Here is a 20041-nt window from a genome sequence, read left to right as displayed (position 1 = left end):
TACTATTCTCCTAATACTCTATTAATCCAACGCTTTAATTCTCCTGGTAATTGAGCATTTAATTCTTCTACACTTATTTTCAGCATATGTACTCCAGGAACATAGGCTATAACTCCTCTTGCTTTATAGTGTTCAGGATTACTAGTTACTCCTAGTCTTGTCCTATGTCCGAATTCCACATGCGGTGCATATTCAGTATTGTTGAAAACCTCTATATACCAACCATTACCTTCTCTTACTATATCACCTATTTCCCAATTTCTTCTCAACTCTCCTGTATCACCTACTGGAGTTCGTTGTTTAACTTTTCTTAGTAACTTATTGGCTAATTTTAATATTTCAGCTTCAATTTCTTCCGGGAACTCTACTTTTATTCTTTCTAGTTTGGCTATCCACTCATCTAAACCATCAATTTCAAACATTTAGTTTCTATCCTTTCTTGTTAGAGGTATCTCTAAATGACTTGAATAAAGGAATGGCTCTCCAGCTATATAATTTTTTTTCAGTCCATTTTCAAATGTTACCTGAACATCATCACCTGCAGCAATATTTGTATCGGGCCTACAAAACATAATAACTGAGTATTTTATATTAGATACTGTTTCAGTTTCGCTTAGTATTTGAGGTTCTTTTTTTGAAATAGCACATTTAATATTTTCTGCCTTTAGTCCATTTTTAAAAGCTATAGCTCCATTAGGTTTTTTATATTGTATTTGGCCACTTATTGTAGCTTTATCAAAATAAGTTAATTCAAGGAGTGCTGCTTCATCCATACTACCAAGCCACCTTTCTAAAACTATTTAATTCTTTCATGTCTGAATTACTAAAATTTAATAGTGTTTTTTCATCTTTTTCAGATATGGTGGCAAATTCAATTTTAGTATCACCTCTCTGAATTGACTTAACTTCCCTGCTACTTTTATCACTACTTGCTGATTCTAATTTATATTGCATTATAGAAATAACTTTATCCTCTATAAAGCCTTGAAGTTCTATAGGCAACTCTTTTAAGTTACAATAATTAAGCACCTTCTGAGTAACTTTACTTATATACCTATTAATAAGTTTATCCTTAGAGTTATCCGTTATCTCTAACACATCTTTTATATTTTCAAGCATACTAACACCTCTTTAAATTAAGCAGGAGATAAAACTCCTACTTAACTTTAGCAATGTAAATTTGGTCAGCGTAAGGGAATGATGGTAGACAAGTTGCAACTGCTTTAGTCCATCTAGCAACCGGATCCTTTGTTGAGTAAATTTCAGCTAGGATATTTCCAAAGCTTTCAATCTTAACATCACCTCTGCCTCTTAGCTCTATTTCCTCCGCAGTTAAACCATAAATAGTTTCTCCTAACTTTCCATCTGGAAGTAATACAAATTTACTATCTTCAAAGTATCTTTTAGCTGTATACTTTCCATCCGCTCCCTGCGTTCTATACTGAGCATCATATGTCGCTACTTGAGGTAATCCCATAGAAGCTAACAACTGATTTAACATATCTTTGGTTATGATCCTATCTGAATTAACTCCTAATATAGCCTTTCTTATTGCGGTATTTGTTAAAAGTATATTTAAAACTGATTTAGAAGTTAAAGCTCTTGTAGGAGTAAATCCTGTATTTTGTACAACTTTATCTGTCCAGTTATAAATATCATCTAGTATTTTTGCATCTGGAGCAGTCCAATCTGTTGTACTTTGTTGAGTTTTGGGAGTCCCGTAATCTATAGAGATTTTAACTCCATTTTCATTTATAGAAAGCTTACCTGTACATATAGCCTCCATTCTCATAGCTTCAACTCTAGTTCTTACGCTATTAACCATATTATCTACATCATTGAAAATTTGATTAATAGCCTGAGTTTCTTCTTGAGTACTTCTAGGTGAACTTAATTGTATTATTAATTTTTCATCCATTTTTATTTTTCTTTTGATTAGTGCAAGCTCTTCTACACTGTAAGAAGCTCCATCTCTTGAACCAATTTCAGTTTCAGTATCAAAACTATGAATACTTGCTGATACAGGTAAGTTATTTGCACCTTTTATCATTTTAAAATCTAATCCCTCGATTTTTTTCTCAGGGAAAAGCATATCTCCTAACATTGGTACTGGTTGTCTATTTTTCACATAATTTAAAACTGTTTCTGTTGAAAATAGTTCTTCTATTCTAGCCATATATTTAACACTCTCCTATCTAAATTTAATTTCTTTTAATGCTGCTTTTGCTGTGTCAGCAGGCTTAACTGGAAGTCTAGCTTCTAATACATAACCTTCAACCATAAGTGCTCCTGGTTGTGGTCCTTCTGTTACATCTACAGGTGAAAAAAGTATTCCTGCCGCAGTACCATCATTTACTATCTTTCCAGCTGCATCTAATATGCTACCTGCAGGAACTATCTTTCTTCCTAACTCATCTGCTGTTATGCCCTCGTCGGATACTGTAGTAGTGAAATTAACATATTTGTCACTAGCTAAAAATTCAGCCTGGTTATTAAAAGTTGTTGTTTTTACATACATACTTTTTCCCTCCTAATTCCATAATTTTTCATATGGATTTTGTACTTCTTTATTTCTTTCTTCAGCTATTTTAGCTGCTAAATCACTATCTCCTGGATCACTCTTTCCATCACCTGGTTTAGGACTTGAAATTTTATCTTCACCAAATAAATAAGGATCAGATATCTTTAAGCTTGTAAGCTGTTCATCTAATCCTATAAGAGTTTCACCATCTAATTTTATTTTATCTCTATCTAATAGAGCTTCAACTGCTTTACTATTCTTTGCTCCAGCTTTAGATAGAGCTTTTTCTAGTGCATAATCAAACTGCATTTTTAATATTTTAGATTCATATTCATCTTTAGCAGCTTTATTTTTATTCTGCAGCTCTTCTATTTGATTTTTTAATTCTTCATTATCTCCAACTTTAGAAGATAAATCTTTTAGCTGCTTATCCCTTTCTTTTATTTGAGCTTGCAAATCTGATAGTTGATTTTTTACAGCATCAAATTTATTTTTTTCTACATAACCGGAGCTGTCAACTAAGTCAATATCTTTGTACTTAGTTCTAATATCTTCTGGTATCTGTGAATATGATTCTCCTAGTATTTCACTTAACTTTGGCATATTATCGCTCCTCTCAAAATTATTTTACTGATTCATATGTTTTCTCAAATATGTCTGGCTTGCATGGGTAAAACTCACCATTGACACCTTTTATAATCCAGTCACCTGGTGTTGCTTTCATAGTACCTTCTAGAGTTTGAATAGATAAGTTCCTATCTATATCTCTAAATAGATGCTTTCTTACAAAATTGTATATCTCATTAATGTTTTTCCCTGTATATTGAACTGCTTCAACCTCTACTGGTTTCTTTCTATACTTAGCCATTATTTTTCATTCCTTCCTAATACATTTCTTTTAACTCTATCCTCTACTCTAGCATTCATACAATGCAAAGCTTCTTCTATGTGTTTTAGAGCCTCCTCGTTATATTTACTCGCAAATGGTCCTGCTTGAAAACATTGTAATCTGTGTCTTACTATTTCTAATAAGTCCTCATTTGCTACTCCATGGATTGAGTTTTCTTCCTTTCTTGCACCATTTTGAAATTGTATATCAGAATACACTCCCTCTGAATTATTCCCATTACACCACCTAGTTTCACCTTGCTTACATATTACATATCTATGGTTTGCTCCTCCATTGCCTTTTTCATCTACTGCATAGACATCATTCAACTTTTCCATTTTTTGAATAGTGTTTAATTGTTTCATTTATATCATTCCTTTCTTTTTATAATAATTCTGCTATGTTTTTTATTGTATATTTCAATTTTTGTACCTGTGATTTGAGGCTAGCATTTCTTTGCTGCGCCTCTATAACTCTATTTCTTAGATCAATTATTTCTTTACTTGCTTCTTCCACTATCTTCACCTCGCTTTAAGCAACATGTTCACTGTACCATTCTTCATAGGTCATATTTGCTGGTGCGTAATAGGTCTTTCCTCCTGGTTTCTTTGCAGCTCGCTTTCCAGTATCCTCTTCATCTTCAAAGTAAGGTACTGTAGTTGTCCTACATCTTACATGAAAAGGTGGATAATTAACTCCTATAGTCTTATCTTTTAGGTCATAGACTTTCCCATCCTGTTCTCTGCATATAGATGATGTTCTGCTATCTAGTGTAGCCAATATTTGATACTGCTGTACTCCAGTAGCTTCATATCCTCTTGCAGTAGATTCCCCTACAATATATGCACTTTCTGTTTGAACTAAAGTACAAGCATTTTTATAACTTACATTCATTTTATCAGCTATAGCTTTAGCAGTACTTCTTACATCTTTACCCTGGATAAACTTCTGTGTTAATTCCTGCTTGATTGTATCTGTAAGCTTTTCTTTTTGTTTCCATATCCTATCAGAGAAGTTTGCTCCACTCCATGGATAAGAGAGAATAGTTTCTATAGTATTTTTATTAAGTTTTGCAAAAGAATGTCCTATTCCTTCAAAAACTTGTACTTGATATATTGTTTCATAATAAGTTCCTTCTGCTATATCTGTTAGCAAACCTGTAACTGTCTCATTTTGCTTTTTATATAATTTATGAAGTTCAATACTAACATCAGTTTTTAATACCTCTATTCTTCTCACACGGCTTTTCATTGCTAGAGTGTTAAGCTCCAGCTGCAACAATTCATCCCCGGAATACTCTATGTCATTTATATACTCTTCAAGTGTTTTTCTCCACCTGGAGTATTCTTGACCATTTAGGAACATTGTAGCTTCTCTATATGTCATGTCATTATCTTTGGCATATTTCTCATAAAAATAAGTTATTTTTTTATTTATTTCTTCTAGAGCTATTTCATACTGTTCCTTTAATTCTTTTTCTAATAAATCTGCCTTCCTAAATTGCTTACTGACTTTTTCCTCTTCTCTTTTCTTCCAGTAATCAATATTATTCATCTACATCACCTTGTTTATTGGGTGGTTTATTTAGTGGAAGGTCATACTCTAAAGAATCATGTTCCTGTTCAAGCCTCTGCTCTTCCTCTGCCACATCATTTATCCAAGGGTGGTGTTCTCTTACTGTTTTTCTACTTATAATACCTACACTTCCTTGGCAATTTTGAATTACTTCTGTTTCATTGATAATCATATTTCTATTAAACTGAACTTTAGCCTCTTTATAGTTAAAGTTGCCTTGTCGCATAAGTTTTAAGTACTCTGCTACAAACCAAAATATTTCCTTATAAGCTTTTTTAAGTTTTCTTTCAAAGTTATTACATTTAAGGTCTAGTCCCGAATATAAAAACTTTAATGCAACTCCTGAAGGATTAGCTCCAAAACGGTCAGTATCCATATTCACACCCTGGCCAAACTGATATATATCTTTTTTTAATCTATCCAGGTGCTTTTCTACAGCTTCAACATTTAAATCAGCATGTAGGGAATCAACTCCTCCATCACCTTCAACCTTTATAGCCTTGTAGTATCTTAAGTCTTGCATGAACTCTCCTATGTCTTGTCCAGCATAATTCTTTAGTACATAAATAAGAGATTGTATCTCTGCAAGATTATTACTTGTATCACTTGTGTTCAGGTCATAATCATCTATAAGGCTCTTTACAAAAGTTAAATCATTAAGTTCTTTACTATTATTTTTAATAGCTATAAAAGGAACCTTTCCCCAACCAAAATGCTCATTATCTTTCATGTAATGTCCTATGGGTTCTGCAGTTTCATTTGCCTCTACATCAGGAATTAATTTACCATTATAATCGGTATAATACATCACAGTTTTATCATCCCAGTACTCTACTTTAAGCACATCTTTTTTATTTTTACCTTCATATACTGTTATATAGTAATACCTAATTACTGCCTGTAATTTTGTATGAGCGGTATCATACCACAAAGGTACTATCTGCTCACTTGGAATTACTTTAAATTTCAATTCCTGGTCATCATCAATATAAACCTGCAACCATGCAATACCTTTATTACTTGCTTCAATACCAGCTTCATTTAGTACATCGTCAAAGTCACTGTCCAACACCTCATTGAGCTTTTCTTCAAAACTATCATTTAGTGAGGTATAACTAGGAGGTTTTCCTAACAAGTACCCTATCTTTTCATCCACTAGCAGCTTCATAAATGAATGACTTAATTTATTATTTACTTTGGTATGGTCTATCATCTTCTGCTTATTAACATAGCAGTATCTTTCCCTTGTGTTTATGTCATTCTTATTTTCATAGTAAGCTTCACCTATTATCATATTTTTTCTTTTATCTGACTTATTAAACTCATCTATGAATTCTTTTATAACCTCCTCTTTGGTAAGTGCTGGAACTTTAGGTCTAAAATCAAAAAGCATCTTTTCACCCCCTTATTTAAATACTTGTACCCCACTGTTACTCATATCATCTTCACACGCATATCTTGTTGCATCTATAGTGTGATTATCTTTATCTACTAACCTGGTTAATGGGTTGCCATCTTTATCAACATCATAGTCTATATTTTCAAATTCCTTTGCTATATTGGGAGTCCTTTTCGGATCTATTACTATAGCTTCTAAATCACCAAGCCACTTTTCTCCATATTCCACACTTCCTGCACCCTTTTTAGCACTTTTAATTCTAATGCCATAAGACTTTAGTTCTGCAACTGATTTAGGTTCAGCACTATCTGCTATTGTTAAAAATCCATTGTACTTTCTAGCTTTTATCTTGTCTGCTAATATTCTATTGGACATTTTAACCCCATACACTTCATCTAAAGCATATAATTTCCTTCTAGTCTTATCATAGTGCCACCTTACAAATGCTACTGGGTCAACTCCATATCCCCAGTCAATGCCTTGCCTGATATTATCAAAGCTTTTAACTTCTTCATCAGTTATAGTTCTAAATTCTAAGTTATCGAATGGCACAACTCCACTACCTATAGGCTCACCTAAGTAATTCCACCTATATTTAAAAACATTTTTCTTTTTCATGTTCTCAGCTTCTTCTATGAAAGCTTTTGAAACATAAGGATTATCTAAATAACAAGAGTGATGAACATAAGTATTAGCAGGTATAAACTGTGTTTCATATTTTTTATTTAACCAATGCTGCTTTCTTTTAGGTGGATTATAAGAATAAACTATTTTATACTTTAATCCATCTGGAAGCTCTGCTCTGACTATAGAATCAACTATAGTCTGTACTTCCTCCTCTGTCTTAAACTCTGCAACTTCTTCAAACCACAACCTTGCTATAGGATACTTGCTTGTTTTGATAGATTTAATCTTTTGCGGATCATCAGCACCTCTGAAAAGTATTTTATTTTTCCATGGAAGATATTCTAGTTCTAAAAGGCTTTTATTTTTCTTCCAAAGGTGTCCCACATTCAAAATATCTATTGCCCATAATAATTGCTCATACACAGAGGTTCTAAGAGTATTTGCAACTCTTCTAACAACTAAAGCATTTATTTTATACTTCATTAAATCCAATATTAACTCCTCAGAATAAGTAGATGATTTAGCAGAGTTTCTTCCACCCTTTAAAACATAGTGAAGGTAATCTTCTTTATATGCTTTATGAAAACTGTGGAACTTGGGAATGATTATTTCTGATAGCTTATATGTCATCTACAATCACCACTTGTTCATCACCTGTATTATTACCTTTTGTATTTTCTATATCTATCTTTAACTTTTCAATTCTAGCCTTTTGCTCATCTGTTGCTAAATCCCAATTTTTATGAAGAGTTTCATCATATTGTTTTATTAAGTTTCGTAGCTCTGACATAGCTCTACTCTGTGCATTAAGAAAAGTAGCCTGTTTATCCCAGGCAAATTGTAACTCGTATTCCTTCTCCCAGCTATCTGTTGTTACTCCTGAGGTTTCTTTTTGCTTTTTCAATACCTTAGTCATATCCTCCTGGTCTTTCACATACATAATTCTTTGAGCTCTTATTATTCCGGCATAATGAATTGTGATGTTCTCCCAAAGTATATCTAAGTAGTCCATTTCTTTAATCTCATCAACAAGCTCTAAAGTTTCCTCTGGAAGATACTTAGAAAAAAATCCATGTTTCTCCGCATTTTTATTCTTTGGTGGAGCTCCATGGCCTACTGCATTTTTATTATTTAAGGGTGCACCCTTTTTCTTTTTGTGTGCACTCACTTCTTTTTTCTCTTTGGACCAATTATATCTTTTTATCCATGACTTTATTGTATTTATACTTACCTCATATTTTTCAGCAAGTTCTTTATATTTCATGCCTTTTAGGTAATCTTGTTTAGCCTGATCTTTTATATCTGGTCCTCTTATATCTGTCATTCTACATTGTCACCACCTACCTATTTGTTTGTTTTGGGTATGAAAAAAGAGCCCGTTATGAGCTCTAACTTACATTACTTATTACCTATTCTATATTTTAGTCGTAAACATTTCTCATTTAGTCTGAACTTACAAGGAACAAATGTCTTTATCCCGTTTATAACTTTGTAGTTTTCAGAACATTCCCTAATGATTTTAACTTCTCGTCCCATTCTCTGCTTTTTATCAAACAACTCAATTTCTATATCTTTTAATTCACAATGCATATACTACTTATCTCCTGTTTTATTCAAATAGAATTTCTATTGAACTAAGGTTTTCTCTAGTAATTTCAAAATTGCTAACCTTAATTTCAAATGCTCCGTTTAAGGCAAGTATTATTTGATCAATTTGAAACGGTATTTCATATTCCGTTTTGTTTATAATAACATCATTGCCATCTTTACTCTTTAATTTTAGTTTTACTTTTCTCTTATCCTCTAGGTGCTTATCATATAGAGAATCAAAATATCTTCCTGCTGATTCAATAGTAGCTTTTCTTTTAATTTCTCTTACTTTTTCTTTTTTGCCTTCTTCCATATCCATAATTTTCACCTCCTAGTATGATATTTCTACATTCTAGGAAGTTTTCCTTCTTTTTTTAACAATTTTACAGTTTACATTTTAAATTTAGTTTTCATAATTTTAAATATGTAAATAGGATTCTCTTTGCACTAAAAAAGAGCTCTTTAAGAAAAGCTCTTTTTAATAATCTTCTTTTTCATAATGTTCAATCATTCTTTTTAGATTATTTGGTAGATAAATATAAACTTCATTAGAATCGCCAAAGTATCCATCTGACATTGCTCTATGCCAGTACTTTCTTGCTTCTTCATAGTAAGGAAGCTGTAATCTTTTATAAAGATCTGACCATTTTCTTATATCCGCTACCTGTTTGCAGTATTCTGGAAGATGGTACGGACCAGGATCTAATAATGCGTGCAATTCTACAATACCATGTTCTCCCAAAAAACTTTTCAAATCGGAATCACTATCATATTTATAACATCCATTGCTAGTGCATTTTCTTGGAGAAGCTGATTGATGGTGCACAATAATAAAGTCATCAATTTTCATATTAGAATCCCTATGCCATTGTACATATCCATCCTCTGGTTTTTCTATTATTTCCCCACAGACATCACATATCCATTGTTTTAATGGTATTAATTTCACTTTTCTCACCTCCATTATATAACATTATTCTTCACAAAATGAAAAATTCCTGCAATTTATATCATTATTTACATTTTTTATATCAATTCACTTATTAATAAATTACAATCTTATCTATATCTAAAGAAGAGACTTGAAAGCATTAAAATGCCTAATAGCTCCTTTGTAGTTTCTATTCACGCTTATAAGTCACTCATACATAATGAGACATTAACTATTCCTTACTGGTTAAACAAAATAGCCGAAGAAAATAAAGTCAACTTTTCACAAATACTTCAAGTGGCTTTAAAAGAACATCTTGGGATAAAAGACTATAAATAAAGCAAATATAAATTATAAAATGGATATGAGCAATTAACCTCATATCCATTTATTTTATCTGCCTCAAAGCCCCACCTTTACTACGTTTATAGCAACTATGATACATCAGCTCTTCTATTTCTCTAGTAGAGAAGTGCTCATGTTTTTTAATTGTGTTTTGTTCGTTTCTTAATTTTTTATATTCCTTAGGCTGCTTTTCTCTAAGTATTTCACCTATTTTCACACTTCTCGCTCCTTAATTATAAAAATTATAAAAATAGAAAAAGCACCTGGAACTTGTCCAAGTGCTCTAGCACAATGTGTTGTATATATTTTTATAATACTATTTTACTACAGATATTTAATAAAATCGTGCCAAAAAAGTGCCAACCTACTCTTTCCCAAAAATAACTATAGACATTTTCCTTAAAGCTTCTTTTTTAATTCTCTTAGCGGTTCTTTCACTAACATTAATTTGATAACAGAACTGATAATAATATTGACTTTTAATACATCTATGCTCTATTATAAATCTTTCTGTATCAGTAAGAATACTTAATGCTCTATCTATATTATTAACTATATTCTTCATTGCCTCTATTCTACGTTTTATATCTAGCTTGTCTATCTTTACTACAGCACTTTCTACAATCGAATTAAATTTATTGGTTTTCCCAGTAGGCTCTTTATCATAATTTACAGCCATATCAGATTGAGCTATATCCTCGATAGTCTGCTCTAAATTCTCTATTCCAGCTTTTATAGCTTCATATTCCTTAAGCCATTCCACTATTTGTTGCTTACTTTGATATTCTGTCATGTTCTTCTACCCTCCTCATCTGTATTAGGTCCGGTCTATTTATCTTTTTCATAGTCTCTTTAGCTTTTATAATGCTATACCTGTAACATGTAATCGACACCGATACAGAAATCATAGCTATGATTATTACCAATGCTAACATTAATTGCACCTCCTTAATATCTCTCCATCTAATCCGTATATTATTTTCTTTTTCATGTCTATTTTTGCCTTAACCCATTTTCCATCTTTTTTATACCTACATGGATCACCATGCACATAATCTTCCTCAAATAATTTTATTCTGCCCTCTAATAAGTCATTTAATCTTTTCCTCCAATCCTCCATATCAATTCCCTGCTTTCTATGTGTTTTTAAGTTCTACTCTTTCCCATGTAAGAAAACTCCTATATGCTTCTAACTCCAGTCTTAAATTTCTCATAGATTCTAAGCATACATTATAATTCGTTTCAGCTATATCTCTTTCTAGCCTTAACCTTGCTATCTCTTCTTTACCCCTTGCTAAATCATTTATTAATGTTGCTGGTTGTTTTTCTTCCTGTCTTAATCTAAAAATTTCTTTAGCTAATGCAATTCTATAATTCCTTTCTGCATTAGCTTTTTTAACACCAAAAGTCTTAAGTTCTATATTTCCTGCTGTTAAAGCTTGTTGGCAAACTTGAATTTTTTCCATTATCTCTCCTGGTGTCATATATACTCCTCCTCTATCCTTGTAATAAATACCTCTGTTCTAGGGTTGTTCCTATCGTATAAAACTCTGCTTCCATCTGTAGAAACTATTATCTTACAATTATCATCTTTTAGGATTCCGCAGCTAACTAGTATGTCATGTAATGCTTCGTGAAGGTTAGTTAAATCTACTTTCCTACGTGTAGGCATATAATATAATGCTTTAACATTAACCGGATAGTCTATTGGCTCTCCTTCATATTGTCCTTTTAGCTCCCAAGAACACTCTTCTTCATAGACCTTGTATTGTTTACTAGGTGCTATAAATCTCCTTCCTGTAGCCTTATTTATTAGTATCTGCTGGTGATTTTTCTTTGTAACAGGTTTCAAAGGTATCACTAATTTAATTTCCATAAAGAGCACCTCCCATGCAAGCTATCACTATATCTACTCTTTCATACTGCCCATCTTTGCATTTTTTAGTTTTTAATAGCATGTTTACATCTTTAGCGCTTATACCAAGAAGTTCTTTTGCTTCCTGTTTGGTATAATACTTTCTATCAAACAACTCAAATAATTTCTTCTGGAGCTGTAGTTTTAGTTGTATATCTAGTTTATGTCCATCCCGGCCATGCACACCCTTTGTCCCCCTATGATGTTCTTCACAAAGATATACATGATTTACAGGAGCTTTTATCATAGCTCTGTTTTGGCTCCTCTTAACTATATGATGTTGTTCTGCAGGAAACCTTCCGCATATCTCACATTCCCTCATGATTTCACTCTCCGTTTCTATCTTCACTTGCTGATATATCCATCCTCTACTTTCCTTTATCTCATCTATTACTAACCTATACATTATTTTCAGTTGACTATCATTTGAGAATACAAGGATAAAACTGTACTCTCAAATGAAGCTATTCCTTTCTTGTTTATTGCCTTTTATGATTAATTAACTTAACATCTCCTGTGTAAAATTGAGCTCCTAAAAAACTTTCTTTGTAATTTTTTTCTTGTATTGTAATATGATAATCATTTTTAAAAACAACCTTACCAGTTCTTATTTTTTTCTCTCTCCAATAACCCGATATTTCAATTTTAACTTTATCCCCTACTTTTACGTCTAAATCATAAAAATTTTGCATTTTTAATCTTCCTTCTAATTCTAATTTCGTCCCTGGACCATCTTCATAAAAAGCTATTCTGCTTGACGTTACTATCCTTCTAATTTTCTTTATCCCTAAAACTCTAGCTTTTTCAGTTACAGCTCGTCTTGTCTTACCTAATTTTTCAGCAATTTCTGCATTAGTCATGCTCCTATAATTATTTCTTAAAAAAGTTATCTGCTCATTAGTCCAAATTGTCCTTTTAAATGTTGTTCTTTTCAATTTATTCAGCTCCTAAAAAGGTATATCCCCATCATCAATTGGGGTAATCTCATCTTCATACCCGTTTTGATTAAATATGTCATTACTATCTGATGGAATACCATGATTATCTCCTTGAAGAATAGATTCACTTCTATCATAGTTAGCAACTGCATTTCTAGACTCTAAGAATTGTACCTCATCAGCAACAACTTCTGTCACATATCTTCTAGTACCATCTTTAGCTTCATAACTTCTAGTTTGTATTGAGCCACTTACTCCAATAAGCCTACCTTTACCTACATAATTAGCTGTGTTTTCAGCTTGTTTTCCCCATACTACTACAGGTATAAAATCTGCTTCAGGCTGGCCATCACTCTTAAACCTTCTATTTACCGCTAATGTAAATGTGCACACCGCAGTTCCCTTTCCTGGTGTAAATCTAAGCTCTGGATCCTTAGTTAATCTTCCAATTAAAACAACTCTGTTCATTATTACTTACCTTCCTTCATATTTCATTAATAATACGACTTATTTAATATATTTTTCACACTGAATTTTACAATTACATTCATCACCTCAAATCTTTAAATTATTTTATATCTTCATATTCATCTTTTAAAAATTCTTCCAATTCTCTTTTATTAATCGTTATTATATATCCATAACCGTATTGATTTTCTTTAGAAATTACTACAGTTTTATGTTGTGGACTTTTCGTTATTTTAATCTTTCCCATGCTTGAAATAGCTCTCACTCTATATACTTTTAACCTTTTCTGTTTCAGTTATTTTATCATCATCAACATAAACCCACTTCTTTATAACTACCTCTTTTTCTTCCACAGGACACACTTCTTCATTTTTATCCATAATTTCACTATTATAAGTCCAATCCGTAAATGGAGAACCACTTCTACCTATATATGCTGAATATTTAATACCTGTTGTAGTATCCTCAAATATTATTTGTTTTAATTGATATTTATGTTCTTGTTCCCACTCCCTTTCTTTTATTATTGCAAATCTTTCACTCTCGCCAAAATATATATCCTCTAATTGTCTGCTTGTTAATATTAATTTTTTCATTTTTATCCCTCCATTATATCCTTTTAAAACCGATATTTTATTTAGTTTTTAATTTATATTTAATCATATATGAATCCATTAATACGATTGTAAGCTATACTATAATAGTTTTCATCTTTAGTTTTTTTATTAGGAACATTAAATATATCAGCAGTACCACAATGGTTTATCTTTTTAAATTTACCTTTTCTGAAGAATAAAATATATTCATTTTGCGACCTACTTCTTATGCCCAAAGCTGTAATACTGACTATATTGCTCTTTATAAACTCTGTCATAACTCCTATTAGTAACTGCACTAATATCCGCTTCTAACTGTTGCTTCCTTTTCTTCTTCCTATGCTGTAACTCTTTATATGTGTTAAAAGCTTCTTCTCTAAATGTTCCATCTGGTGCTACATCTCCGAAAATGTACTCCAGTGCCTGGTCTATATCTGGCATAGCTAGTCCTCCTTTACTCCGTATAAAATATCTTTGAGCAACTTAGTTTTCTTTTTTGCTTCATCTACCCTTATACTCTTGGCAGTGTTATGAACCGGAGTACACATTTCTAAGATTCTATCCTCTGTCCTTCTTTCATATAATTCTGTCAATACTCCATTTGTCTGTTTTAGATTAATTTTTAGATTGCTTGTAATTATTAGTGGAAGGTTACTCCTATATCTGCTGTCGATTATGTTATAAATCATAGTCTTCGTCCAATCACTATTACCAACTTTTCTCTCTGCCCCCAAATCATCTATTATTAGTAAATCTGCATTGCATAACCCTCTAATTACATCAGCTTCAGCTTCTTTCCCCCATCTGCTATAAGTTTCTTGAATCCTTGAAAGTAATCCATTTATGCTTACACATATTACTGGCACAAACTGTTTTAAAAGCTCATTTGCAATTGCACTACTAAGATAAGTTTTACCATTGCCGGGCTCTCCATATATCAGTAGTCCTATTCCTTCTTCTTTGCACTTTTTAAAATTTTTAGTATACCTCAATCCAAGTTCATACATCTGCTTAGCCCCTTTACTAAAGTCCCAATTCTCAAATGTCTTCTTTCTAAAACTTTTATCCATAAGACTATTTGTAATAAGCCTTTCTAACCTTAACTGTTTTTCTTGTGCCTCTTGTCTAGACTTCTCTTCTTCTAGTTTTTTGGCTTCACAGTCACACATTACTCTAACAATTTTATTTTTGCCGAAGAGTTCATATTGTTTATACATGTGTTTGCCGCATATCTGGCACTTTTCTTCTAGTTTAGAGTTCAAGTCCAATTCCTTCTCTATCTGCTGATTCAATATATTGTTTACAGTTTCCATTCTTAGCTCCCTCCTTTGAATTTAATTTTGCGTATAGGGATTTTATTACTGGCTCACAGTACTTAAATGACTTTATTTTATCTCCTTGGAATTTAGGTTTGTAATTATTAAATGCTTCGTCTATACCCTGTTTAATTATTTCTAAAGGCACCTCATTAATAAGCTGAATTATGGTTTGCGTTTCAGTAGGATTAATATTAAATTCTACTATGCCAGCTTTACCGCAATAATATTGAGTTATTTCTTCTATTGACCCAGTACTACAACTACTATAGTTATTATCATTATTATAGTTATTAACATTATTATCATTATTGTTTGTATGTTTCTGTGGCGTTTCTGTGATGTTTCTGTGATTGGTCTGTGCAGTTTCTGTGACGTTTTTAGTGTCGCTCAATATTTGATAAGTCTTGTATTTTACTATGTTTATCGCAGTTTTTTTAGTGTCGCTTTTATAGTAAATCATTCCATCATCTTGTAATAAATCTAAAAACTTTTTTACCTTGCTGTTACTCCAACCCCAACGCTCACATAACTTCCTTATAGATGTTATAAACTCTCCTCTTTTTACTTCTATTAAGTTACTGTCAAATACTATTTTTTTATCCTGGTGATTAGCTGACAAGAGAAGATCCAGCCAAGCTTGTCCTTTACTAAAAGGCTTCTCTTGCCATAACCAGTGGTCTTGTATGCTCCTATATAGACTTATCCACCCTTTCCCTTCTCCTGTCATTTATAGCCTCCTATTCTGCTTGTGCTTCTCTTTTATAGTCACTCAAACAATTCTGGCATAATATCAAGCCGTTTATATCGTAGTACTCGTCACCCTCGTAAATATTACAACCACATTCTGAACATGTATCAACAACCTTTGCCATCTCACTTTCATACCTATACTCATAGCAGCAATCAGGAATATTATTCATTTACTCCACCTTCCTCAACTTCTTCAAAAGGTGTACCTTCGTAATTTTCTTCAAAATCTGCCTCTACATAATCAACATTGCCCTTTATATCTCCGGTTTCAACTGCTTCAGGTCTTATTGTAGCTTGGTCCGCTGTATAAGCATTTTGCATTTCTATGCTTAAAATACCCCACTTTGATAGCATATTTCTAAGTACCGTTTTTTTAGCCATAGCGTCAAAGTCTTTTTTCCATCCAAAATCAGACTTGCTGAATTTATTCTTATGTCTAATTATTTGCTCCTTAGTCCAATATGTTGACTTCTTGAAACCATTTAATAATTCAAAGTACCCTGCATATCCAATTATTGCGTCAGATTTCTTTTGGCTAAAATCTATCTTTAATTCTTCAGTTAGTGGGTTCCACTCTATAAGTTCTCCCTCATGTACCTCTATAACATTTATTGCTTTGTACTGCCCTGTTCTAAGTGCTAACTGAACATAGCCTTTATAGCCTAATTGAAATTGAGCCCTATTTCCATATGGCACTATCCATGCATATCCAAGATTTTTATCAATCGGTAAGTCCAACGTTGCTGCAACCATACAACTTGCAATTACACTCATTTGGTCGCATTTTTTAAGGTTTGTATCACCGTTCACTAGATTAACTATTGAACTCATATATTGCGGTGCCTTTTTATTTAATACATCCTCGAATCTTTTCTTAATAGCAGGGCTGTTTATTAATCCTTTTATCGTATTTCCTGCACTACCTACTCCTGTTTCCTTTTTAGTTGCTATTTCATTTTTTAATTCATTTACTGTTGCCATTGTTAATTACACTCCTTTATTCTAAATTTTCTATAGGTCGATTCCTTACAAACATCTTTATATATGTCTGGATATTTACTTTTTAAGAGCTTGCTATCCACTCTTGATGATGTCACAGGCATCCAGTTTACTTCATAATTCCCTGCATACCCCTTCTCATTATCTGCAAGCTCATTCTTAATGTTGTTCTCAATCTCTTTCAATCTAGTTTCAAGAGCTTTCATATTTTCTTTAAGCTGTAAGTATTCATTTATCATATCTTTATATTCTGATTTAAGATTTATCTCCGAATATGGTGTTGGATTAGAATATCTTTCATTAAGATATTTTTCAGCTGCACTAGATCCATCTAAAACAGGAGGGATTTTTTTAAGTACATGATTTTCCCAAAAGTCCTTCTCAGCTTGTATAATCATTGAAATCAGTTCTTCATCCCTCTGTACTTCCTTCCAAATAAATCTCTGACCTCCTATCAAGCATGCTATGTAGCAATGACTATCACCTGTCACCGCCATATAATGCATAACTTGTACTAAGTAGCTTGCTGGAATATCGTCGCCTTCCCATTCCTTTGCGCCAAATGCATTAACTGTCTTGCATTCAAGAAACGCTTTCTCCCCAACTATTTCTCTGTCTAAATTTGCTGTCATAAATGGATACTGTTCATGCTGTAGTAGCTGATTTCTTCTTCTAACTTTCTTCCCTGCCCTCTTTGCAAATTCTTTTGCAACCATATCTTCTAAAGTATTTCCCCAATACGCTGCTTCGCTCTGCTCATTAACCTCAGTTATAGGCTCTGTTTTATCAAGGTATACCTGGAATGGTGTCTTCCATTTATTAACCCCTAAAATAGCTCCAGCATCACTTCCGCCAATTCCAGCTTGTCTACTCTTTAACCATTCAAGTTCAGACATAACTTTTGTATCTGCTAATGCCTTAGTCATATGTTTCCTCCTTGCTGCTATTAAAAATAACTGTTATAGGCCTCTTAGTCTCTTCTGGAAGGTCCTCTACGAACTCTAATAAATCATAAAATTCCTCTCTTATAGCCTCATACTTTCTTATACATGGCTTGTCTACTCTTCGTTCTTCCAAATTCTCTATTATCCTAGTATAGTTATTTATTACTGCTGTAATGTAGCCTGTTATTGCTGCTTTCACTTTACAAATCACTCTCTTTCATTTAAAATTTAAGTATTGAAATATTTTTTAATTTTATTAGGGCTGTTGGCGCAGCTCTTTTTTTATTCTTCTGTGATACCCAAACTTATCTGGCTTTTTCATATATCCTTGTCTCCTCAGAACTGTAACTTTTTGTTGTATGGCCGTTACAGGTCGTTCCAATGCGAAACTCATTTCTTCTGGCCCTATAATGTCATACCAGTTAACCAAATACTGCAAATCTTCCATGCTCCATGGTGTTTTGTGTTTAGTATGAAATGCCGGGTTATACTTAATCCTTCCAAATCTGTCATACTCAACTATTGGTAATTCCACTTTTCCTCCCTCCTATGCACATTTTTTAAATACATTTGCACTTCTTTCTGCAATGTCCAATACATAATCTAGACTTGTCCTCTTCCCGAAACTAACCCTGTTAAATTTAATATCATCCGTAGTGATTTCCATTACTATTGCAAACTCTTCATCAGTTAGATATATCCCTCTCTTTTCTAATGATTGTCTTAACATTTCTAATCCCTCCATATCGCAAGTATTTTTCCAGTGTGTTTCTCTAGAAACTCATACCCTTCTGCTGTTTTTTTTAATAATAGAAAGTATCTCGGTGTGTAGCCTTGTGACCGTAGAAATGCTCTTTCTTCTGGCTTAAGCCTTCTTGGTTTTTGCATTGTTTCTCACTCCTAAAATCTCCAAGTTCTCAAATAAGTCTTTTAGAATATAGAGCAATTCACTATCTTCTGTGAATTCTGCAATAACATTATGATGATTGTCATATATCCTTATAGAACCTTCATCTAGTACATACATTGCGCTATAATCATTTTCTAAAGCCATTCCTCTTTCAACCACCACTCCAGCACTATTTTCCGTTATTGTGTCACAACAAAACTCAATCCCATTTACCAGATTCCAAAATAACTTTTTTACTTCATTTTTATTCATACGCTTGTCCTCCTCTATATCCTCATTTGACTGTTTGCACCTTTAATCATTAACTCTAATTCCCGAGCAGGCTTCCAAGTTGCTACATAATTAAGAGCCTTATCAAAGTCCTTTACTGCTGTATTTCTATAAGAGTTAACATCTAAAGCTCTCTTATAATCTCTCCATAATGCTGCAAATGCTTTCTTATTTAATTCCTTGTAAGCTGGTACATCCTTTCCACCTAAAACTTGTATAACTCTTTGTGTAGCTTTAGTTCTTATTTCTTCCTGCTGCGAATAATCAATAGTCATTTTGTTCTCTAACTTGTCCACTCTCTCTTCAATCTCTTGTGTTTTCTTATCAATTAAGAAGATAGCCTGTAGCTCCTTAGATAATCCCTTGTATGGATTCAGGTCCTTAGCTCTGAAGTATGTATTGACTAACTGTCTCTGAACTTTCCAAGCTAAATCATCAGTGAAGGATTTTACTAACATTAGGTAACCTGACTCGGTAATTAAATATGTTCCCGAGTTATTAATTTCGGAGCGACGAATTTCGTCGGTCTGAATATCCGCAGGCTTTACAAAAAAATAATCAGTACCTTCAATAAAATGTTCCTTATTTTCTCTAAAGTTTCTCCCAGCAGTTCCTTCTGATCTTTCATGTACTTTATCAATGTCTTTAAAAGTTACTACTCTTTGGTTATTAAATACTTTGATTTGCAAATCATGGTCATTAATTTTAACTAGTTGGCTCATTAACATCCCTCCTCGTCCATTTCATTTTGCCCCCTCAAACAATTTGATTATTATCTTTCTAGACTTTCTATTTTTCTATAATTTTAAGCTAGCGATAAAATTTTTTAATTGTGTTATAGTATTCTTTAACCTCTCATTTTCTTTAATAACTTCTAAATACTGCTCTTTAGTAACACTTTCATCTGATTGTATAAATTGGTTAAGCTCAATATCAGCTATCTTAAAATGTCCTTTGCATGTCTTAACTATTTTTAATTCATTTGCTTTACACATGTTAAGAACTTGGTTGTATGATAATCCTGTTCTTTTCGCAAATTCTCTTGGTGTTAACAA

Annotated in this window: 40 protein-coding genes; all 40 read right to left on the bottom strand. The window is 32.6% G+C overall.

What is annotated here, in order from left to right:
• Positions 1 to 2: 2 nt before the first annotated feature.
• Positions 3 to 422, bottom strand: a complete 420-nt coding sequence (locus tag CPAL_RS10040) for an HK97 gp10 family phage protein (protein ID WP_106024543.1) — start codon at positions 420 to 422, stop codon at positions 3 to 5.
• Entirely contained in the window at positions 423 to 773 is a 351-nt protein-coding gene (locus CPAL_RS10035; RefSeq protein WP_106024542.1) for a hypothetical protein, read from the bottom strand.
• 1 nt (position 774) lies between these two features.
• Entirely contained in the window at positions 775 to 1119 is a 345-nt protein-coding gene (locus tag CPAL_RS10030; RefSeq protein WP_106024541.1) for a phage head-tail connector protein, read from the bottom strand.
• Positions 1120 to 1156: 37 nt separating this feature from the next.
• Positions 1157 to 2176, bottom strand: coding sequence for a major capsid protein (locus tag CPAL_RS10025; RefSeq protein WP_106024540.1), 1020 nt, complete (start codon positions 2174 to 2176; stop codon positions 1157 to 1159).
• 15 nt (positions 2177 to 2191) lie between these two features.
• Positions 2192 to 2518, bottom strand: coding sequence for a hypothetical protein (locus tag CPAL_RS10020; RefSeq protein ID WP_106024539.1), 327 nt, complete (start codon positions 2516 to 2518; stop codon positions 2192 to 2194).
• 12 nt (positions 2519 to 2530) lie between these two features.
• The gene (locus CPAL_RS10015; RefSeq protein WP_106024538.1) at positions 2531 to 3124 is read right to left on the bottom strand and encodes a phage scaffolding protein; all 594 of its coding nucleotides are present in this window, start codon (positions 3122 to 3124) and stop codon (positions 2531 to 2533) included.
• Between the two features lie 19 nt (positions 3125 to 3143).
• On the bottom strand, positions 3144 to 3389 hold the full coding sequence (locus tag CPAL_RS10010; protein WP_106024537.1) for a hypothetical protein: 246 nt from the start codon (positions 3387 to 3389) through the stop codon (positions 3144 to 3146).
• Complete coding sequence (locus tag CPAL_RS10005) at positions 3389 to 3775, bottom strand: Acb2/Tad1 domain-containing protein (RefSeq protein ID WP_106024536.1); 387 nt, start codon at positions 3773 to 3775, stop codon at positions 3389 to 3391. Before CPAL_RS10005 ends, CPAL_RS10010 begins: the two co-directional genes overlap by 1 nt.
• Before the next feature lie 19 nt (positions 3776 to 3794).
• On the bottom strand, positions 3795 to 3926 hold the full coding sequence (locus CPAL_RS14195; RefSeq protein WP_278320567.1) for a hypothetical protein: 132 nt from the start codon (positions 3924 to 3926) through the stop codon (positions 3795 to 3797).
• A 15-nt stretch (positions 3927 to 3941) separates the two neighbouring features.
• Positions 3942 to 4964: a minor capsid protein gene (locus CPAL_RS10000; RefSeq protein ID WP_106024535.1), complete on the bottom strand. Its 1023-nt coding sequence runs from the start codon at positions 4962 to 4964 to the stop codon at positions 3942 to 3944.
• A complete protein-coding gene (locus CPAL_RS09995; RefSeq protein WP_106024534.1) occupies positions 4957 to 6378 on the bottom strand; it encodes a phage portal protein in 1422 nt (473 codons plus the stop codon). Before CPAL_RS09995 ends, CPAL_RS10000 begins: the two co-directional genes overlap by 8 nt.
• Before the next feature lie 12 nt (positions 6379 to 6390).
• Positions 6391 to 7641: a PBSX family phage terminase large subunit gene (locus CPAL_RS09990; RefSeq protein ID WP_106024533.1), complete on the bottom strand. Its 1251-nt coding sequence runs from the start codon at positions 7639 to 7641 to the stop codon at positions 6391 to 6393.
• A complete protein-coding gene (terS, locus tag CPAL_RS09985; protein ID WP_106024532.1) occupies positions 7631 to 8335 on the bottom strand; it encodes a phage terminase small subunit in 705 nt (234 codons plus the stop codon). Before terS ends, CPAL_RS09990 begins: the two co-directional genes overlap by 11 nt.
• 74 nt (positions 8336 to 8409) lie before the next feature.
• Positions 8410 to 8601 (bottom strand): hypothetical protein, encoded by a 192-nt coding sequence (locus CPAL_RS09980; protein WP_106024531.1) that lies wholly within the window; start codon positions 8599 to 8601, stop codon positions 8410 to 8412.
• 19 nt (positions 8602 to 8620) lie between these two features.
• A complete protein-coding gene (locus tag CPAL_RS09975) occupies positions 8621 to 8920 on the bottom strand; it encodes a hypothetical protein (protein WP_106024530.1) in 300 nt (99 codons plus the stop codon).
• Positions 8921 to 9079: 159 nt separating this feature from the next.
• Positions 9080 to 9550 (bottom strand): hypothetical protein, encoded by a 471-nt coding sequence (locus CPAL_RS09970; protein ID WP_106024529.1) that lies wholly within the window; start codon positions 9548 to 9550, stop codon positions 9080 to 9082.
• Positions 9551 to 9920: 370 nt separating this feature from the next.
• The gene (locus tag CPAL_RS13920; protein ID WP_165815321.1) at positions 9921 to 10094 is read right to left on the bottom strand and encodes a hypothetical protein; all 174 of its coding nucleotides are present in this window, start codon (positions 10092 to 10094) and stop codon (positions 9921 to 9923) included.
• A gap of 147 nt (positions 10095 to 10241) precedes the next feature.
• Complete coding sequence (locus tag CPAL_RS09960; protein WP_106024528.1) at positions 10242 to 10670, bottom strand: ArpU family phage packaging/lysis transcriptional regulator; 429 nt, start codon at positions 10668 to 10670, stop codon at positions 10242 to 10244.
• The gene (locus CPAL_RS13915) at positions 10651 to 10812 is read right to left on the bottom strand and encodes a hypothetical protein (protein ID WP_165815320.1); all 162 of its coding nucleotides are present in this window, start codon (positions 10810 to 10812) and stop codon (positions 10651 to 10653) included. Before CPAL_RS13915 ends, CPAL_RS09960 begins: the two co-directional genes overlap by 20 nt.
• Entirely contained in the window at positions 10812 to 10997 is a 186-nt protein-coding gene (locus tag CPAL_RS09955) for a hypothetical protein (protein WP_106024527.1), read from the bottom strand. Before CPAL_RS09955 ends, CPAL_RS13915 begins: the two co-directional genes overlap by 1 nt.
• Positions 10998 to 11013: 16 nt before the next feature.
• A complete protein-coding gene (locus tag CPAL_RS09950) occupies positions 11014 to 11361 on the bottom strand; it encodes a hypothetical protein (protein WP_106024526.1) in 348 nt (115 codons plus the stop codon).
• Entirely contained in the window at positions 11358 to 11753 is a 396-nt protein-coding gene (locus tag CPAL_RS09945) for a RusA family crossover junction endodeoxyribonuclease (RefSeq protein ID WP_207654930.1), read from the bottom strand. The genes CPAL_RS09950 and CPAL_RS09945 overlap by 4 nt, the downstream gene beginning before the upstream one ends.
• On the bottom strand, positions 11743 to 12114 hold the full coding sequence (locus CPAL_RS09940) for an HNH endonuclease (RefSeq protein ID WP_242976306.1): 372 nt from the start codon (positions 12112 to 12114) through the stop codon (positions 11743 to 11745). The genes CPAL_RS09945 and CPAL_RS09940 overlap by 11 nt, the downstream gene beginning before the upstream one ends.
• Positions 12115 to 12271: 157 nt before the next feature.
• Positions 12272 to 12727, bottom strand: a complete 456-nt coding sequence (locus CPAL_RS14105; RefSeq protein ID WP_242976305.1) for a hypothetical protein — start codon at positions 12725 to 12727, stop codon at positions 12272 to 12274.
• 12 nt (positions 12728 to 12739) lie between these two features.
• The gene (locus tag CPAL_RS09930) at positions 12740 to 13198 is read right to left on the bottom strand and encodes a single-stranded DNA-binding protein (protein ID WP_106024524.1); all 459 of its coding nucleotides are present in this window, start codon (positions 13196 to 13198) and stop codon (positions 12740 to 12742) included.
• A gap of 100 nt (positions 13199 to 13298) precedes the next feature.
• Positions 13299 to 13445: a hypothetical protein gene (locus tag CPAL_RS13910; RefSeq protein ID WP_165815319.1), complete on the bottom strand. Its 147-nt coding sequence runs from the start codon at positions 13443 to 13445 to the stop codon at positions 13299 to 13301.
• A 19-nt stretch (positions 13446 to 13464) separates the two neighbouring features.
• A complete protein-coding gene (locus CPAL_RS09925; protein ID WP_106024523.1) occupies positions 13465 to 13794 on the bottom strand; it encodes a hypothetical protein in 330 nt (109 codons plus the stop codon).
• Between the two features lie 219 nt (positions 13795 to 14013).
• Complete coding sequence (locus CPAL_RS09920) at positions 14014 to 14235, bottom strand: hypothetical protein (protein ID WP_106024522.1); 222 nt, start codon at positions 14233 to 14235, stop codon at positions 14014 to 14016.
• 2 nt (positions 14236 to 14237) lie between these two features.
• Entirely contained in the window at positions 14238 to 15107 is an 870-nt protein-coding gene (locus CPAL_RS09915) for an ATP-binding protein (protein ID WP_106024521.1), read from the bottom strand.
• Positions 15046 to 15840, bottom strand: a complete 795-nt coding sequence (locus CPAL_RS09910; RefSeq protein WP_106024520.1) for a DNA replication protein DnaD — start codon at positions 15838 to 15840, stop codon at positions 15046 to 15048. The genes CPAL_RS09915 and CPAL_RS09910 overlap by 62 nt, the downstream gene beginning before the upstream one ends.
• A 10-nt stretch (positions 15841 to 15850) precedes the next feature.
• Positions 15851 to 16033 carry a hypothetical protein gene (locus tag CPAL_RS09905; RefSeq protein WP_106024519.1) on the bottom strand — a complete coding sequence of 61 codons (183 nt, stop codon included), beginning with the start codon at positions 16031 to 16033 and terminating at the stop codon, positions 15851 to 15853.
• Complete coding sequence (locus tag CPAL_RS09900; protein WP_106024518.1) at positions 16026 to 16844, bottom strand: recombinase RecT; 819 nt, start codon at positions 16842 to 16844, stop codon at positions 16026 to 16028. The genes CPAL_RS09905 and CPAL_RS09900 overlap by 8 nt, the downstream gene beginning before the upstream one ends.
• Before the next feature lie 2 nt (positions 16845 to 16846).
• The gene (locus CPAL_RS09895) at positions 16847 to 17788 is read right to left on the bottom strand and encodes a YqaJ viral recombinase family nuclease (RefSeq protein WP_165815317.1); all 942 of its coding nucleotides are present in this window, start codon (positions 17786 to 17788) and stop codon (positions 16847 to 16849) included.
• Complete coding sequence (locus CPAL_RS09890) at positions 17781 to 18005, bottom strand: hypothetical protein (RefSeq protein ID WP_106024517.1); 225 nt, start codon at positions 18003 to 18005, stop codon at positions 17781 to 17783. Before CPAL_RS09890 ends, CPAL_RS09895 begins: the two co-directional genes overlap by 8 nt.
• A gap of 57 nt (positions 18006 to 18062) precedes the next feature.
• Entirely contained in the window at positions 18063 to 18341 is a 279-nt protein-coding gene (locus CPAL_RS09885) for a hypothetical protein (RefSeq protein ID WP_106024516.1), read from the bottom strand.
• A gap of 12 nt (positions 18342 to 18353) precedes the next feature.
• A complete protein-coding gene (locus CPAL_RS09880) occupies positions 18354 to 18536 on the bottom strand; it encodes a hypothetical protein (RefSeq protein WP_106024515.1) in 183 nt (60 codons plus the stop codon).
• A gap of 2 nt (positions 18537 to 18538) precedes the next feature.
• On the bottom strand, positions 18539 to 18694 hold the full coding sequence (locus CPAL_RS13905) for a DUF6906 family protein (protein WP_165815315.1): 156 nt from the start codon (positions 18692 to 18694) through the stop codon (positions 18539 to 18541).
• A complete protein-coding gene (locus CPAL_RS09875; RefSeq protein WP_106024514.1) occupies positions 18672 to 18968 on the bottom strand; it encodes a hypothetical protein in 297 nt (98 codons plus the stop codon). The genes CPAL_RS13905 and CPAL_RS09875 overlap by 23 nt, the downstream gene beginning before the upstream one ends.
• Before the next feature lie 14 nt (positions 18969 to 18982).
• A complete protein-coding gene (locus CPAL_RS09870; RefSeq protein WP_106024513.1) occupies positions 18983 to 19708 on the bottom strand; it encodes an ORF6C domain-containing protein in 726 nt (241 codons plus the stop codon).
• Between the two features lie 75 nt (positions 19709 to 19783).
• A complete protein-coding gene (locus tag CPAL_RS09865; protein WP_106024512.1) occupies positions 19784 to 20041 on the bottom strand; it encodes a DNA-binding protein in 258 nt (85 codons plus the stop codon).

The sequence above is a fragment of the Clostridium thermopalmarium DSM 5974 genome, assembly GCF_002995795.1.
GTDB classification, from domain to species: Bacteria; Bacillota; Clostridia; order Clostridiales; family Clostridiaceae; genus Clostridium_H; species Clostridium_H thermopalmarium.
The sequence above is the reverse complement of the archived record's forward strand: the minus strand, read 5'-3'. Positions and strand labels throughout refer to the sequence as shown.

Coding starts and splice junctions, on each gene's coding strand:
- CPAL_RS10040 (WP_106024543.1), bottom strand. CDS start 422: ATGTTTGAAATTGATGGTTTAGATGAGTGGATAGCCAAACTAGAAAGA.
- CPAL_RS10035 (WP_106024542.1), bottom strand. CDS start 773: ATGGATGAAGCAGCACTCCTTGAATTAACTTATTTTGATAAAGCTACA.
- CPAL_RS10030 (WP_106024541.1), bottom strand. CDS start 1,119: ATGCTTGAAAATATAAAAGATGTGTTAGAGATAACGGATAACTCTAAG.
- CPAL_RS10025 (WP_106024540.1), bottom strand. CDS start 2,176: ATGGCTAGAATAGAAGAACTATTTTCAACAGAAACAGTTTTAAATTAT.
- CPAL_RS10020 (WP_106024539.1), bottom strand. CDS start 2,518: ATGTATGTAAAAACAACAACTTTTAATAACCAGGCTGAATTTTTAGCT.
- CPAL_RS10015 (WP_106024538.1), bottom strand. CDS start 3,124: ATGCCAAAGTTAAGTGAAATACTAGGAGAATCATATTCACAGATACCA.
- CPAL_RS10010 (WP_106024537.1), bottom strand. CDS start 3,389: ATGGCTAAGTATAGAAAGAAACCAGTAGAGGTTGAAGCAGTTCAATAT.
- CPAL_RS10005 (WP_106024536.1), bottom strand. CDS start 3,775: ATGAAACAATTAAACACTATTCAAAAAATGGAAAAGTTGAATGATGTC.
- CPAL_RS10000 (WP_106024535.1), bottom strand. CDS start 4,964: ATGAATAATATTGATTACTGGAAGAAAAGAGAAGAGGAAAAAGTCAGT.
- CPAL_RS09995 (WP_106024534.1), bottom strand. CDS start 6,378: ATGCTTTTTGATTTTAGACCTAAAGTTCCAGCACTTACCAAAGAGGAG.
- CPAL_RS09990 (WP_106024533.1), bottom strand. CDS start 7,641: ATGACATATAAGCTATCAGAAATAATCATTCCCAAGTTCCACAGTTTT.
- terS (WP_106024532.1), bottom strand. CDS start 8,335: ATGACAGATATAAGAGGACCAGATATAAAAGATCAGGCTAAACAAGAT.
- CPAL_RS09980 (WP_106024531.1), bottom strand. CDS start 8,601: ATGCATTGTGAATTAAAAGATATAGAAATTGAGTTGTTTGATAAAAAG.
- CPAL_RS09975 (WP_106024530.1), bottom strand. CDS start 8,920: ATGGATATGGAAGAAGGCAAAAAAGAAAAAGTAAGAGAAATTAAAAGA.
- CPAL_RS09960 (WP_106024528.1), bottom strand. CDS start 10,670: ATGACAGAATATCAAAGTAAGCAACAAATAGTGGAATGGCTTAAGGAA.
- CPAL_RS13915 (WP_165815320.1), bottom strand. CDS start 10,812: ATGTTAGCATTGGTAATAATCATAGCTATGATTTCTGTATCGGTGTCG.
- CPAL_RS09955 (WP_106024527.1), bottom strand. CDS start 10,997: ATGGAGGATTGGAGGAAAAGATTAAATGACTTATTAGAGGGCAGAATA.
- CPAL_RS09950 (WP_106024526.1), bottom strand. CDS start 11,361: ATGACACCAGGAGAGATAATGGAAAAAATTCAAGTTTGCCAACAAGCT.
- CPAL_RS09945 (WP_207654930.1), bottom strand. CDS start 11,753: ATGGAAATTAAATTAGTGATACCTTTGAAACCTGTTACAAAGAAAAAT.
- CPAL_RS09940 (WP_242976306.1), bottom strand. CDS start 12,114: ATGAGGGAATGTGAGATATGCGGAAGGTTTCCTGCAGAACAACATCAT.
- CPAL_RS09930 (WP_106024524.1), bottom strand. CDS start 13,198: ATGAACAGAGTTGTTTTAATTGGAAGATTAACTAAGGATCCAGAGCTT.
- CPAL_RS13910 (WP_165815319.1), bottom strand. CDS start 13,445: ATGGGAAAGATTAAAATAACGAAAAGTCCACAACATAAAACTGTAGTA.
- CPAL_RS09925 (WP_106024523.1), bottom strand. CDS start 13,794: ATGAAAAAATTAATATTAACAAGCAGACAATTAGAGGATATATATTTT.
- CPAL_RS09920 (WP_106024522.1), bottom strand. CDS start 14,235: ATGCCAGATATAGACCAGGCACTGGAGTACATTTTCGGAGATGTAGCA.
- CPAL_RS09915 (WP_106024521.1), bottom strand. CDS start 15,107: ATGGAAACTGTAAACAATATATTGAATCAGCAGATAGAGAAGGAATTG.
- CPAL_RS09910 (WP_106024520.1), bottom strand. CDS start 15,840: ATGACAGGAGAAGGGAAAGGGTGGATAAGTCTATATAGGAGCATACAA.
- CPAL_RS09905 (WP_106024519.1), bottom strand. CDS start 16,033: ATGAATAATATTCCTGATTGCTGCTATGAGTATAGGTATGAAAGTGAG.
- CPAL_RS09900 (WP_106024518.1), bottom strand. CDS start 16,844: ATGGCAACAGTAAATGAATTAAAAAATGAAATAGCAACTAAAAAGGAA.
- CPAL_RS09895 (WP_165815317.1), bottom strand. CDS start 17,788: ATGACTAAGGCATTAGCAGATACAAAAGTTATGTCTGAACTTGAATGG.
- CPAL_RS09880 (WP_106024515.1), bottom strand. CDS start 18,536: ATGTTAAGACAATCATTAGAAAAGAGAGGGATATATCTAACTGATGAA.
- CPAL_RS13905 (WP_165815315.1), bottom strand. CDS start 18,694: ATGCAAAAACCAAGAAGGCTTAAGCCAGAAGAAAGAGCATTTCTACGG.
- CPAL_RS09875 (WP_106024514.1), bottom strand. CDS start 18,968: ATGAATAAAAATGAAGTAAAAAAGTTATTTTGGAATCTGGTAAATGGG.
- CPAL_RS09870 (WP_106024513.1), bottom strand. CDS start 19,708: ATGAGCCAACTAGTTAAAATTAATGACCATGATTTGCAAATCAAAGTA.